The sequence below is a fragment of the Bradyrhizobium sp. USDA 4461 genome (genome assembly GCF_054055655.1).
The window spans coordinates 1,983,113-1,995,711 of record NZ_JBSRXM010000001.1 but is presented as its reverse complement, the minus strand read 5'-3'; the positions used below and the strand labels follow the sequence as shown (position 1 = coordinate 1,995,711).

The 12,599-nt window shown below is 65.7% G+C and carries 13 protein-coding genes; 9 read left to right on the top strand and 4 right to left on the bottom strand.

Going from position 1 to position 12,599, the window contains the following annotated elements:
- Position 1: 1 nt before the first annotated feature.
- The 4 genes from ACVINW_RS09385 (at position 2) to ACVINW_RS09370 (ending at position 3,831) form a co-directional block, all read left to right on the top strand.
- Positions 2 to 1,048, top strand: coding sequence for a TAXI family TRAP transporter solute-binding subunit (locus ACVINW_RS09385; protein ID WP_456751028.1), 1,047 nt, complete (start codon positions 2 to 4; stop codon positions 1,046 to 1,048).
- A 35-nt stretch (positions 1,049 to 1,083) separates the two neighbouring features.
- Positions 1,084 to 1,677 carry a hypothetical protein gene (locus tag ACVINW_RS09380; protein WP_456751027.1) on the top strand — a complete coding sequence of 198 codons (594 nt, stop codon included), beginning with the start codon at positions 1,084 to 1,086 and terminating at the stop codon, positions 1,675 to 1,677.
- Positions 1,678 to 1,731: 54 nt separating this feature from the next.
- A complete protein-coding gene (locus ACVINW_RS09375) occupies positions 1,732 to 2,331 on the top strand; it encodes a DsrE family protein (protein WP_456751026.1) in 600 nt (199 codons plus the stop codon).
- 159 nt (positions 2,332 to 2,490) lie between these two features.
- Positions 2,491 to 3,831: a Rieske 2Fe-2S domain-containing protein gene (locus ACVINW_RS09370; RefSeq protein ID WP_456751025.1), complete on the top strand. Its 1,341-nt coding sequence runs from the start codon at positions 2,491 to 2,493 to the stop codon at positions 3,829 to 3,831.
- A 74-nt stretch (positions 3,832 to 3,905) separates the two neighbouring features.
- On the opposite strand, the gene ACVINW_RS09365 is transcribed toward ACVINW_RS09370, so the two are convergent.
- Complete coding sequence (locus ACVINW_RS09365; protein WP_456751024.1) at positions 3,906 to 5,513, bottom strand: Na+/H+ antiporter; 1,608 nt, start codon at positions 5,511 to 5,513, stop codon at positions 3,906 to 3,908.
- 109 nt (positions 5,514 to 5,622) lie between these two features.
- Complete coding sequence (locus ACVINW_RS09360) at positions 5,623 to 5,997, bottom strand: nuclear transport factor 2 family protein (protein ID WP_016847513.1); 375 nt, start codon at positions 5,995 to 5,997, stop codon at positions 5,623 to 5,625.
- Positions 5,998 to 6,096: 99 nt separating this feature from the next.
- Here ACVINW_RS09360 and ACVINW_RS09355 point away from each other — a divergent pair, with 99 nt between their 5' ends.
- On the top strand, positions 6,097 to 6,543 hold the full coding sequence (locus ACVINW_RS09355; protein ID WP_456751023.1) for a GFA family protein: 447 nt from the start codon (positions 6,097 to 6,099) through the stop codon (positions 6,541 to 6,543).
- Positions 6,544 to 6,788: 245 nt separating this feature from the next.
- Positions 6,789 to 8,684, top strand: a complete 1,896-nt coding sequence (locus tag ACVINW_RS09350; RefSeq protein ID WP_456751022.1) for a caspase family protein — start codon at positions 6,789 to 6,791, stop codon at positions 8,682 to 8,684.
- Positions 8,685 to 8,939: 255 nt separating this feature from the next.
- Here ACVINW_RS09350 and ACVINW_RS09345 read toward each other — a convergent pair whose 3' ends face one another.
- Both ACVINW_RS09345 and ACVINW_RS09340 read right to left on the bottom strand, forming a co-directional pair.
- Positions 8,940 to 9,620, bottom strand: a complete 681-nt coding sequence (locus ACVINW_RS09345) for a DUF1345 domain-containing protein (RefSeq protein WP_456751021.1) — start codon at positions 9,618 to 9,620, stop codon at positions 8,940 to 8,942.
- Positions 9,621 to 9,631: 11 nt separating this feature from the next.
- On the bottom strand, positions 9,632 to 10,552 hold the full coding sequence (locus ACVINW_RS09340) for a polyprenyl synthetase family protein (RefSeq protein WP_456751020.1): 921 nt from the start codon (positions 10,550 to 10,552) through the stop codon (positions 9,632 to 9,634).
- A gap of 200 nt (positions 10,553 to 10,752) precedes the next feature.
- Between ACVINW_RS09340 and mtgA the strand changes: the two genes are divergently transcribed.
- The 3 genes from mtgA to ACVINW_RS09325 all read left to right on the top strand — a co-directional run bounded on the left by mtgA (position 10,753) and on the right by ACVINW_RS09325 (position 12,597).
- The gene (gene mtgA, locus ACVINW_RS09335) at positions 10,753 to 11,424 is read left to right on the top strand and encodes a monofunctional biosynthetic peptidoglycan transglycosylase (protein WP_456751019.1); all 672 of its coding nucleotides are present in this window, start codon (positions 10,753 to 10,755) and stop codon (positions 11,422 to 11,424) included.
- A 160-nt stretch (positions 11,425 to 11,584) separates the two neighbouring features.
- The gene (gene rpmF, locus ACVINW_RS09330) at positions 11,585 to 11,770 is read left to right on the top strand and encodes a 50S ribosomal protein L32 (RefSeq protein ID WP_021077536.1); all 186 of its coding nucleotides are present in this window, start codon (positions 11,585 to 11,587) and stop codon (positions 11,768 to 11,770) included.
- Positions 11,771 to 11,964: 194 nt separating this feature from the next.
- The gene (locus ACVINW_RS09325) at positions 11,965 to 12,597 is read left to right on the top strand and encodes a hypothetical protein (RefSeq protein ID WP_456751018.1); all 633 of its coding nucleotides are present in this window, start codon (positions 11,965 to 11,967) and stop codon (positions 12,595 to 12,597) included.
- Positions 12,598 to 12,599 lie beyond the last annotated feature (2 nt).

The following is a 12,599-nucleotide window of genomic DNA, read 5'->3' as shown; positions in this document are numbered from 1 at the left end:
GATGAAAGGGTCTGTTGGATTGCGCCCGCTGTTCCTGCTTGCGGCCCTGGTGTCGTTGCTCCCGGCGCTGCAGCTGTCCCCGGCCGATGCACGGCCGCAACGTGGTCAGCCTCACAAGGCGCACCTGATCCGGGCCGAATCGCCGCAGCCGAGGCCGGAAGCCCTGGCCATGAATGCCTGGACCGTGGGCCTCGCCGGCGGCCTGCTCGAGGGCGCGCCGATCCGCCTCGCAGCGGAGATGGCCCGCGTGGTCGACGACGGCGACAATCTGCATGTTCTGCCTGTGGTGACGCGTGGGCCCGTGGAGAACCTGAACGCGCTGCTGTATCTGCGCGGCATCGACGCGGCAATCATCAATTCCGACGCACTCGAGGAATACAAGAGCCAGGTGCCGGACATCCAGCGCCGGATCACCTATGTCCTCAATCTGTTTCCGTCCGAGCTGCATATCTTCGTTCGGCCCGAGATCCAGAGTCTGGCTGACCTCGCCGGCAAGAAGGTGAACTTCAACAGCCAGGGTACCGCTGCGGCCTATTCGGGCCCGCTGATCTTCAGCCGCCTCGGCATCGATATCGAGAAGACGTTCATTCCGCACCAGGTCGCGCTCGAGCAGATGCGCAAAGGCGAGATGGCGGCCGTCGTGTTCATCACCTCGAAGCCGGTCGATGCCTTCGTGAAAGGCAAATTTGAAGCCGGCTTCAAGTTCCTGCCGGTCCCGTATGACAGCAAGTTCGAGGACTATTATCTGCCCGCGGCGCTCGATGCCGCGGATTACCCGAACCTGATCAAGCAGGGTGATCGCGTGGCCACGATATCGGTGCCGACCGTGCTGGTTGCCTTCAATTGGCCGGCCACCAGCAACCGTTTCGAGCGCGTTGCCCGGTTCGTCGATACTCTGTTCTCCCGCATCGACAAGCTGCAGGGGCCGGGCTTCGACCCGAAGTGGAAATCGATCAACCTCGGAGCGACGGTGCCGGGTCTCGCGCGCTTCCCCGCCGCGCAGGCCTGGCTCGATCGCCAGGCGCGCACCACACGGGCATCGCAATGAGCAAACTTGCCGCCCCGCTCGTTGCTGCAATCGCCGTGATCGACGGCATTGCCCTGGCGCAAGGGGTGGAAGATCCCATGGCACAGTTTCGCGCCTGCTCCCAGCTCGGACATGACGCACGCCTGGAGTGTCTCGACAAGCTGTCGCGCGCCCCCCCGCCAGCCCGCCGCGATGCGTCGAAAGCCGACAATTGGATGGTCAGCGAGACGACGTCTCCCGTCGATTATTCACCGATCGCCACCGCGACGACATCAGCGGATGCCGGTTCGGCGGAAGCGTCGATGAAGCTGTCGATCCGGTGCCGGGGCGGCCGGACCGAACTATCATTTGCGGGACCCGCGATCTCGGGCCGGAGCGATGGCTATGCGATTTCGTATCGCATCAATGACGGCAAGCCCGTGCAGGTCGCGGCAGCCGCGCCAGCGTCCGGCTCCGGCGTCGCGGTCGCGGGCGATGTCGCACGCCTGGTGCAATCGCTTCCCGATGGCGCGGTCCTTGTCGTCCACCTCGCATCCGGTGCGGGGGCTGCCCATGACGCAACATTCTCGCTCGCGGGATTGGACGCGATGCGCGCGCGGATGGCCACGGTCTGCAAATGGCCGCTCGCGGTCGCTAGGCCCCGCAATTGACAAGGCTCAGCAATTGAAAATGTATTCGCCGATTTTTGGAGATGGAGATACCCGATGTTCAGTTTTCAATCTGCCGTGAAATTCGTTGCGATGAGCGCCGCCGCTGTGCTGGCTTCCACGTCCTTGGGGGCGGCCCAGCAAGGTGGCAAATACTGGGTGCCGAACGCGCAGACCGCAACATACCAGGCGAGCGACGTTCAGAAATCCGACAAGTCGCGAGCTACGGCCGAAAAACGCAAGCGTGCCGCATTCGCGCGCATGCACGATCCGGCGCCGCCGAAAGGCAAGGAGCATCACCTGGTCTTGCAGGTCAACAGCAATGACCCTGCCGCCATGAATCTCACGCTCAACAACGCGGCGAACGTGAGCGAATATTACAAGGGCCTCGGCGAAAGGGTGAAGATCGAGGTGGTGACGTTCGGCCCGGGCCTGCACATGCTGCGCGAGGACACCTCGCCGGTGAAGGCCCGCATCGAGGAAATGGCCCTCAGTACGCCCGAGGTGTCATTCAAGGCCTGCGGCAACACCCAGGAGAAAATGCAGAAGGCCGAGAACAAGTCGATCCCGATCATCAAGCAGGCGGAAGTGGTGAAGTCCGGCGTCGTGCGGGTGATGGAACTGCAGGAGAAGGGCTGGGCCTACGTGAAGCCGTGAGCTGAAGGGCCAGCTTGCACTGAACACGCCTGAGCGGGTGCGGATCGGAAATCGGCTTCGCCGGCCGGCGCTGCCCGGCCGCGCCGGCAATCGCATTGACGCCGCGCATCCGCTCCGCCAAGCTCCGGGAAAATCAAAAACAGCCCCGGGGAGGCCGCCATGCTCCGCGCCGAAGACAACAAGTTCCTCACCGAGTCGAATGCGGGAACGGGGATGGGCGAGTTGCTGCGCCGGTTCTGGATTCCGGTGCTGCTCTCGGAAGAGCTGCCCGAGCCGGACAGCGACCCGAAGAAGATCGTGGTGATGGGCGAGGAGCTGCTCGCCTTCCGCGACACGCGGGGCGTGGTCGGCCTCATCGACCAATACTGTCCGCATCGCGGCGCCAATCTCTGGCTCGGCCGCAACGAGGAATGCGGCATCCGCTGCGTCTATCACGGCTGGAAGTTCGACACCGACGGCCGCTGCGTCGACATGCCGACCTCCTATCCCGACCTCAACGCCAAGGACCTGATCCGGATCAAGTCCTATCCGGTGCGCGAATGGGGCGACATGATCTGGGCCTATATGGGGCCGGCTGATGCGATGCCCGAATTGCCGGCGCTGGAGATGGCGCTGCTGCCGGCCTCGCATCGCTTCGTCACCAAGAAGTGGCAGGACTGCAACTGGGTACAGGCGGTGGAGGGCTCGATCGACACCGCGCATTTCACCTTCGCGCATCTCTCCTTCGAGAAGGAGGAGAACGAGATCCTCGACATCAAGAAGCATTTCGTCAATCCGCTGACGCGGGTCGCGACCGACCACATGCGCTGGATCGCGGAGGACCCACGCCCGGTCATCAAGATCAATCCGCATGAGGCGGGGTTGACGGTGGCGGGCGGGCGGCTCACGGGCAGCGACAACATCTATTGGCGCATCGCCCAGTTCCTGATGCCGTTCCACAGCTACGCGCCGAGCTCGATGCCGGGCGAGAACATGTTCGGCCAGACCTTCGTGCCGGTCACCGACACCAATTGCTGGATCTACACCTATGCGTGGAATCCGGACCGGCCGCTGACCGAGGCCGAGCGCGACGGCTACGCCAACGGCAACGGCGTGATGGCCGTGGTCGACGAGAACTACGTGCCGTTGCGCAACAAGGCCAACGACTATCTGATCGACCGCAAGCTGCAGCGGACCAGGAGCTATACCGGCATCAAGGGCGTCTCCGAGCAGGACGCCGCGGTGCAGGACAGCCAGGGCCCGATCGCTGACCGCACCCGCGAGCATCTCGGCCCGACCGATCTCGGCATCCTGCACTTCCGCAAGCTGGTGATGGAGGCGGCCCGCGCGCTGCAAAACGGCGAGGCGCCGCCGCACGTTCAGCACCAGGACCGCTACACCGTGCGCTCCGGCGCCTGCGTCACCAGCAAGACCAAGGATTTGACCGCGGTCATGATCGAACGGTTCGGCGATCCCGCAGGCTTCGTCGGCGGTCCCGGGCAGAACGCGGCTGCGGAATGATTCCCGCCGTCGTCCCGGCCCCCGTGCGCAATTGCGCACTCGGCCGGGACGACGTGGGGAGGGATTACCGCGCGCTACAACGGAATCCTGCGATACTCGCGGTTCGACAGGCTCGCCTCCTCCAGATCGAGGTCGCGCTCGATGCGGCGCCTGGTTTCGTCGGTGATCTTGCCGTCGCGCAGCAGCATGTGGATGAACTTGCGCTCGGAGGCGATCAGCTCCCGCGTCAGCGCGGTGCCGGTGGCGGAGACGTCGTGCCTGTCGGGGTCGAGCGTATCGGGCAGCTGGTTGATGCGGATCTCGTGCCGCGAGCGCAACAGCTTGACCACCTCGTCGGAGAGTTCGCGGTCGTCGGTGATCGCATCGAGCGATTTCAGCGCGGCGTTCAGCGCCTCGCGCCGCGCCGCGATCTCCTGCTCGTGCTCGGCGATGTGCTCGCTGCGGCCGTCCTTGGCGAGGCCGAGCCAGCGCACGACAGGCGGCAGGGTGAGCCCGAGCCCGACCAGCGTCACGAAGATGACGCCGAAGGCAACGAACAGGATCAGGTCGCGATAGGGGAAAGTATCGCCATTCGGCAGCGTCAGCGGCAGCGCCAGCGCCGCCGCGAGCGAGACCGCGCCGCGCACGCCGGTGAAGGCGACCACGAACACCGCCCGCCATGACGGCAGCGGATCGCGCTCGCGCATCCGCTTGCTGATCCAGCGCGGCAGATAGGTGCCGGGAAACACCCACAGGAAGCGCGCCACGATCACGATTGCCGCGACCAGCACGGTGACGGTCACGATGTCGTGCAGCGGGAACGCCTTCGACTTCTCGACCAGCGAGCGCATCTGGAAGCCGGTCAGGAGGAACAGCAGGCCTTCGATCAGGTAGATGATCAAATCCCAGAAGAAGATGCCTTGCAGGCGGGTCGCGGCCGAGATCAGCAGCGGTCCGTTCCAGCTCATATAGAGCCCGCAGGCGACGGTCGCGATTACGCCGCTGCCGCCGAAATGCTCGGGGATCCAGTAGGCGAGATAGGGCGTGATCAGTGACAGCGTGATCTCGACCTGCGGATCCCTGGCGCGGCGGCGGGCGCGCAGGCTGAGCCAGCCGACCGCGGTGCCGAACGCGATCTCGCCGGCGACGATCACGAAGAAGGTGCCGGTCGCCTTCGGCAGCGAGAACAGCCCGGTGGTGATGGCGGCGAGCGCGAAGCGGTAGAGGATCAGCGCGGTCGCATCGTTGGCGAGCCCTTCGCCCTCGAGCACCACCAGGATGCGGCGGGGCAGGCCGAGCTTGCGCGCGATCGCGAGCGGCGCCACCACGTCCGGCGGCGCGACGATCGCCCCCAGCAGGAAGCCGATGCTCCAGGGCAGCCCGATTAGATAATGGGTCGCGGCCGCCACCATGAAGGCAGTGAAGATCACACAGCCGACCGAGAGCAGGATGATCGGCCGCAGGTTGGCCTTGAACTCGCGCCAGCTCATCGCGACGCTCGCCGAGTAGATCAGCGGCGGCAGCACCACCAGCAGCACGAGCTCGGGCGGCAGTTCCAGCGACGGCATGCCCGGCACGAAGGCGAGCACGATGCCGACCAGCAGCAACAGGATCGCCGGCGCGATATCGGTCCGCCGCGCCACCAGCGCGGTTCCCGCCAGCACGCCAAGCAAAGTGAGAAAAATCTGAAATTTGGCTTCCATAACGGGCTCAATTCGCCCGGAAACCAGCGCCAGTCAATGCGGTCCGGCCGGAGCCGGGCCGCGAGGGTCGTGTCACAAGGCCGTCGCGGGGATGCGGTTGGCCGCCCGGTCAGTCCCTGAGGTCGTAGCGGTAGGACTTCGAGACGATCTGCCAGCCATCGGCGAGCTTCATCGCCACCAGATAATCGGTGAAATAGCGCGGCGGCAGCTGGCAGCGTACCTTGATGAAGGCGGTGTTGTCGTCGGAGCGGTCGATAGTGACGATGAAATCCTCGCGCGGCTTGCCTTCGGCCTTGGCCGAAGTGCGCTTGCGCACCAGCGCGAGCCAATCGGGAACAGTCAGGACCTTCAGCTCGCCCTTCTCCACCCAGCGCAGATCGGCGCTCGGATGAAACGCTTCGGCGAGCTTGTCGGCATTGCTTTCGTAGAGGCCGTCGAAATAGGTTTGCACGACGCTTTCGACGCTGGATCGGTCTTGGCTCATGGGTTGGTCCTCCCGGCAGGAAATGAACGGCCGGAATGTAGCCATGAACCGCCTGATAGCGCCATGGCCGGCGGCAAAATTCCGCGTGAGGAGTACGTTGTGACCGCATCTGCAAATTCGAACGCGAATTCGAGCCATCGCATCCTGACCGGCGAGTGCTTCTGCCGCGACGTGCGCTACGAGGTCGCCGACGCGTTTGCCTATGCGCTGAATTGCCACTGCTCGAATTGCCGGCGCACCACAGGATCGGCGTTCAAGCCGTTCGCAGGCATCGCCCGCGAAAAATTCGCCGTCGTGCGCGGTGCCGACGGTCTTTTGATCTACGGCGATGCGGTCACCCACGATGCGCATTGCGGGCGCTGCGGGTCGCTGCTCTATTCGCAGGTCCGCGACGGCGCCTATGTCCATGTCACGATGGGCACACTGCGCGACGCGCCGACGATCCGGCCGACCGCGCATATCTTCGTCGGCTCAAAGGCGCCGTGGTACGAGATTTCGGACGAGCTGCCGCAATATCAGGGGCATGTGACCCGAAGCGGGGAATAAACCCCTGCGGGGGCAGGTCTGGCAGCGCGAGGGCGAGCAAGTTCCGGTCACCCCGCCGATGGCGGACCCGCTGCCGGTCACTTGCGAACCGGCGGTCGCTTCCGCTGACTAACAATGAGGGCGGCACGGTCCCCGCGGGCGTGGATCGTGAGCCGCCTCACAAAGCGTAGCACTGCTTTCTGGTAGTCGGGGCTTACGTGTTAGGACATGCCGGATATTGGACGTCAGGTCCTGGAAGTGTCGCCATGAACGGGTCTGGGCTGTTGAAATTGAATCGATTGCTGTTTGCCGTCGCGGCCGTTCTGCTGGTCGTCTGCCAGCCGGCCTTCGCCGAGAAGCGCGTCGCGCTGGTGCTCGGCAATTCGGCCTACAGGAACACCGCGCCGCTGGCGAACCCGGTTAATGATGCCTCGGTGATCGCCGCGACGTTGAAGAACGCGGGCTTCGACGTGGTTGATTTCCGCAAGGACCTGCCGGCGGTCGAAACCCGCCGCGCGCTGCGTGAATTCGCCGACCTCGCCCGCGATGCCGATATCGCGCTGGTCTACTACGCCGGCCATGGCATCGAGGTGGACGGCGCCAATTACCTGATCCCGGTCGATGCCAGGCTGGAGCGCGACACCGACGTCTATGACGAGGCGTTTTCGCTCGACCGCATCCTGGTTGCCATCGAGCCGGCGCGGAAGCTGCGGCTGGTGATCCTCGATGCCTGCCGCGACAACCCGTTTGCCAAGACCATGAAACGAACCTTGGCGACCCGGGCGATCGGGCAGGGGCTCGCCAAGGTCGAGCCGACCAGCCCGAATGTGCTGATCGCCTATTCGGCGAAGGCCGGCTCCACCGCGGCCGATGGCGACGGCAAGAACAGCCCGTTCACGCTGGCGCTGTCGAAGTTCCTGCCGACCCCCGGCCTCGATGTCCGCCGCGCCTTCGGCTATGTCCGCGACGAGGTGCTGAAGACCACCAACAACCGCCAGGAGCCGTTCGTCTATGGCTCGCTCGGCGGCGAGGACGTGCCGCTGGTGCCGGCGGCGCCGAAGCCCGCGCCCGCCGCAGCTGCCGCGCCCGCGGCGCCAGTGCCGACGCCGCAATCCGAGGCGCGTCGCGATTACGAGCTGGCGCTGCAGATCGGCAACAAGAGCGCGATGAACGCTTTCCTCGCCCAATATCCGAGCGGCTATTATGCCAATCTCGCGCGGTTGCAGCTCGAGAAGTTCGCTGCCGAGGACGCGCGCGTCGCCGCCACCGAGAAGGCGCGTCAGGCCGAGCAGGAGCGCGCTCGGCTCGCCGCGGAGGGCGCACAGAAGGCGCAGCAGGCGAAGGCCGAGGCCGACGCCAGGGCGGCCGAAGCGGCGCGTCTTGCGGCCGAGAAGGCCAAGCAGGTCGCGCAGGAGCAGGCGGCAGCGGCCGAGCAGAAGCGGCAAGCCGATGCGGCGCTCGCCGATCGAACCGGAGCAGACAAGACGGCCTCTGATCAAGCAGCAGCGCAAGCGGCGGGCGCTCCTCCGCCGGCGCCCGAGAAGACCACGACCGTGGCGGCGCTGGCGACCGGCTCACCCGAGGTCGATGTCGTCAAATCGGTGCAGACCGAATTGCGCAGGGTCGGCTGCCTGACCGGCGCGGTCGACGGCGATTGGAACGCGGCCTCGCAGCGCTCGCTGACGCTGTTCAACCGCTATGCCGGCACCAGGCTCGAGATCAAGACCGCGAACCTCGACACGCTCGACGCCATCAAGCTGAAGCAGGCGCGCGTCTGCCCGCTGGTCTGCGAGCGCGGCTACAAGGCCGACGGCGATCGCTGCACCAGGATCGTCTGCGCCGAGGGCTCGTTCCTCAACGATGACAATGAATGCGAGAGGCGCCGCGAGCGGAAGCCGGTGGCCAAGCGCGACAGCGACGAGCGTCCGTCGCGCCGTGAGCGCGCCCGTGCGTTCCGTCCGGAGCGCGAGCAGGGCGAACCGCAGGTCCCATCAGCGGGAATTCCGCGCCCGCAGAAGCGTGCAAGGGCTGAGGGCGGTGGCAGCGGCCAGATCATGTGCGACGCCTATCTATGCCGACCGGTCCGGCACGGCTGCCACCTCGAGTACCGCGGTGGCGGCGGCCCCGGCCTCGGCGTCGGCAATGTCGAGGTCTGCAACTAGGCCTGATGAGGTTAGTCGGAAGCAGGCGGCGGGCACCATTTCACCTCGCCCCGCGTGCGGGGAGAGGTCGGATTGCATCGTAGATGCAATCCGGGTGAGGAGGACTCTCCACGAGCGCAGCTGTTACCGTTTGCGCGGAGACAGCCCCTCACCCCAACCCTCTAAGAGCAAGCTTCGCTTGTCTCGACCCCGTAAGAACGGGGCGAGGGAGCACAGTGCCGTCGCGGTTGCTCTGCGATCCAATCCGATCACGTGCTAGATCGCGCTCGCCGCGATGTTCACCATCAAAGCCAGCAGCGCGGTGTTGAACACGAACGAGATGATGCCGTGCACGGTCGCGGTGCGGCGGATGATCTTGTCGGTGATGCCGACGTCGGAGACCTGCGCGGTCATCCCGATCACGAACGAGAAATAGACGAAGTCCCAGTAATCGGCGTCGGCATGCGCATCGCCGCTCGGAAACTGCAATCCGCCGGGCGTCTTGCCGCGATAGAACTCATGGGCGTAATGTAGCGCGAAAGCGGTATGCACCGCGGTCCATGACAGCGTGATGGTGACGATCGCCGTCGCCAGGCCCGCCGGGCTGCCCTTGGAGGCGCCGAGTTCGAACACGATGGCGAGCAGGCTCGCCAGCGCGCCGAACGCGGTCAGCAGCAGGATCAGGAAACGGCCATCGTCCTGCAGGATCGCGCTGCGCTTGATGTGGGCGACGCCACAGCGCAGCATCATCACATAGGCGAGCACGAGATAGAGCGCGGCGAAGGCGTCCCAGCCGGCGAGCAGGCGCGTGACGAGGCGCGTCGCACCGGGGATCAACAGCGCAACGGTGATGCCGAGTGCGAGCGAGACGAAGGTGCGCGGCCGGCCCACGACGACGCGGACCGGCATCGGCAGCTTGCGGAAACGAACAAGGCGGTCGTCGAACTCCTTGTTCATTTCACTTCCAGCTAGTTCTTGCGCTCGGCGACGAAGCGCGCCGCGGCACGCAGCACGTCGCCGCGCTCGCCGAACACCGACAATGCGGCATCGGCGCGCGCCAGCAGATCGCGCACGCGCTGCTTGGCGCCATCGATGCCGAGCTGGGTGACGAAGGTGGTCTTGCCCAGCGCGGCGTCCGCGCCGGCCGGCTTGCCGAGCGCGGCGGCGTCGCCCTCGACGTCGAGCAGATCGTCGGCGATCTGGAAGGCCTCGCCGAGCGCTTTGCCGTAATCGTCGAGCGCCTGGTATTCCTTTTGCGAAGCCTGTCCGAGGATCGCGCCGGCGATGCAGCCGAAGCGCAGCAGCGCGCCGGTCTTCATCTGCTGCAGGCGTGCGACGTCGACCGGCTCGCGGTCGCCGAAGCGGCCTTCGCCTGCGAGGTCGAGGATCTGGCCGCCGGCCATGCCGCCGACGCCGGAGGCGCGCGCCAGCGCGCGGGTCAGCAGCAGTCGCACCTGGGCATCTCTGTGGATCGCATCGCGGGTGATGATGTCGAAGGCGATCGTCAGCAGTGCGTCGCCGGCGAGGATTGCGGTGGCATCGTCATAGGCCTTGTGCAGGGTCGGGCGGCCGCGGCGCAGATCGGAATTGTCCATCGCCGGCAGATCGTCGTGGATCAGCGAGTAGCAGTGGATGCATTCGAGCGCAGCGCCGACCAGCAGCGCGGACTCGCGCGGAATGCCGAACACCGCGGCGCTCTCGACCGCGAGGAACGGCCGCAACCGCTTGCCGCCGCCGAGGCTCGAATAGCGCATCGCCTCGATCAGCCGCTTCGGGCGCACGATCTCGTCGTTTTCGGTCACATCCGACAGCAGTTTCGCGAGCAGGGCTTCGGTATCCTCCGCGGTCTGGTCCAGCCGCTTGGAAAACTCTGCAGTACCGGTCGTCATTAAGAATTGCTCCAGATCGATTTTCGGCCGGACAATCGTTGATGGCACCGGCTTCGTCAATTGCTGCCCTCCGACGGATTGCGCCTTAAAAGTGCTGGAAAAACCGTGAATTATCCCGCAGACGTCTGACGGCGCCGGCCGTATCCTGGCGGGCGGGTCGCAAATCCTCTCTGGAGACGCCCTCCCCGGAAACCCCCGTTTTGCGCATCGTCCGAATTTTATTGCTGCTTTTGCTGGCCCTGCTGTTGCTGCCCTATCTGGTGACGCCGTTCTACCGCACCGGTCAGCCAGTTTCGGCCCTGATGGCATGGCGGACCCTGCGCGGGGCCCCGGTGACCCGGCATTGGATCGAGTTCGGCGCCATGTCGCCCTATTTGCCGCGGTCCGTGGTGGCCTCCGAGGACGCCCACTTCTGCAAGCATCACGGGATCGATTGGGGGGCACTGCGCGAGGCGCTCAACGATGCCGAGGACGGCGAGGCGGCGCGCGGCGGCTCCACTATCACTCAGCAGGTGGCCAAGAACCTGTTCCTGTGGCCGGGTCGCAGCGTGATCCGCAAGGGGCTGGAACTGCCGCTGGCGCTCTGGATCGATTTCGTGCTGCCCAAGCAGCGGATCCTGGAAATCTACCTCAATATCGCGGAAATGGGCCCGTCCGGGCAGTTCGGCGTTGAAGCCGGGTCCCAATATGCCTTTGGCCGGTCCGCGGCAGGGCTGTCACCCCGGGAGGCAGCGCTGTTGGCGGCGATCTTGCCGAATCCGGTCAAAAGGAACGCCCGGAGCCCGGGTCCGGGGGTGCGCAGGCTGTCCGGGACCTATATGGCTCGGGCCAACACGGTGACCCACTGCTGGCGCGAAAATCGCGGCCCCTGAGGCCGATTTCGGGCGGATTTTGCGGTCTTCAGCCCTAGCTTTACGCTGGACCTTCCTCTATAAGCGCGGCCTTACCGGCATCGCAGCTGGCGCTTTGAAGCGCTGTGCGCTCGTCCCCATTTCGGACGATGCCTCCGCAACACCCCTAGAGGACACCGTCATGGCCGTTCCCAGAAGAAAAACCTCGCCGTCGCGCCGTGGCATGCGCCGTTCGGCCGATGCGATCAAGACCCCGACCTATGTCGAGGACAAGGACTCCGGCGAGCTGCGCCGTCCCCACCACCTCGACCTGAAGACCGGCATGTACAAGGGCCGCCAGGTCCTGAAGGCCAAGAAAGAGTCCTGATCGGACCTTCGGCTGTCGCGCCGCCGAGTATGATCCGGAAAAGTGTCTAGCGATTTCCGGTCAGATCACGCTCTGGTCAAAACGGCGCTGCGCCCGAATTCGGCCAACGAGTGCGGTCAAGACGGGCGCGTCCGCGGCGAAGCCGATGAGCATCGCCGCATTGCTGGTTCTTCCTGAATAAGGCGCAAGCCCCGATGGTCGGTTTTCCGCTGCTGCTCGTTCCGCTCGCGGTCTACAACATCATCGCTTTCCTGATGCCCGGCGTGTCCTTTACGGACCCGCTGATCAGGCTGACCTTGCTGTCGGGCGAAGTGTGGCAGATCACGCTCGGCGACATGCTGCTCGCGGCCGGCGTGCTGCTGTTGCTGCTCGAGGTCATCAAGGGCGCGCGCCCCGGCGCCAAATATCTCACCGATCATCTGCTGTCGCTGATCGTGTTCGGCGCGGCCGCTGCCGAATTCGTGCTCTGGCCGAAATTCGGCAACTCGACCTATTGCCTGCTCGCGCTGCTGGCGCTGGTCGATTTCATTTCCGGAATTGCGCTGCGCACCCGTCGCCGTGCGGTGATCGCGGCACCCGCGCCGAGCGTCAGCAAGGCGCAGCCCGAGGCGCCGCAGCCCGCGCCGGCCGTGGCACCTGCGCCGCGTGTCGAGCCCGCGCCTGTCGCCACACCGGCGTCTGCTGCGCCGCCGGCGGCCGCGCCCGTTCCTCCGGCGACATCGGTCGCGGAATCCGTGCTGCTCGATCCGTCTGCGCCGAAGCCGACGGTTGCCTCGCCGGATTTACAGCCGGGCGGCCAGCCATCGTCGGACGCCCCGCAGCGCTAGAC

Excerpts from the sequence above, each read along its gene's own strand:
- ACVINW_RS09340 (WP_456751020.1), bottom strand. The coding sequence starts at position 10,552 with ATGACGACCGGTACTGCAGAGTTTTCCAAGCGGCTGGACCAGACCGCG.
- ACVINW_RS09365 (WP_456751024.1), bottom strand. The coding sequence starts at position 5,513 with ATGGAAGCCAAATTTCAGATTTTTCTCACTTTGCTTGGCGTGCTGGCG.
- rpmF (WP_021077536.1), top strand. The coding sequence starts at position 11,585 with ATGGCCGTTCCCAGAAGAAAAACCTCGCCGTCGCGCCGTGGCATGCGC.
- ACVINW_RS09350 (WP_456751022.1), top strand. The coding sequence starts at position 6,789 with ATGAACGGGTCTGGGCTGTTGAAATTGAATCGATTGCTGTTTGCCGTC.
- ACVINW_RS09345 (WP_456751021.1), bottom strand. The coding sequence starts at position 9,620 with ATGAACAAGGAGTTCGACGACCGCCTTGTTCGTTTCCGCAAGCTGCCG.
- ACVINW_RS09375 (WP_456751026.1), top strand. The coding sequence starts at position 1,732 with ATGTTCAGTTTTCAATCTGCCGTGAAATTCGTTGCGATGAGCGCCGCC.
- ACVINW_RS09370 (WP_456751025.1), top strand. The coding sequence starts at position 2,491 with ATGCTCCGCGCCGAAGACAACAAGTTCCTCACCGAGTCGAATGCGGGA.
- ACVINW_RS09385 (WP_456751028.1), top strand. The coding sequence starts at position 2 with ATGAAAGGGTCTGTTGGATTGCGCCCGCTGTTCCTGCTTGCGGCCCTG.
- ACVINW_RS09360 (WP_016847513.1), bottom strand. The coding sequence starts at position 5,997 with ATGAGCCAAGACCGATCCAGCGTCGAAAGCGTCGTGCAAACCTATTTC.
- ACVINW_RS09325 (WP_456751018.1), top strand. The coding sequence starts at position 11,965 with ATGGTCGGTTTTCCGCTGCTGCTCGTTCCGCTCGCGGTCTACAACATC.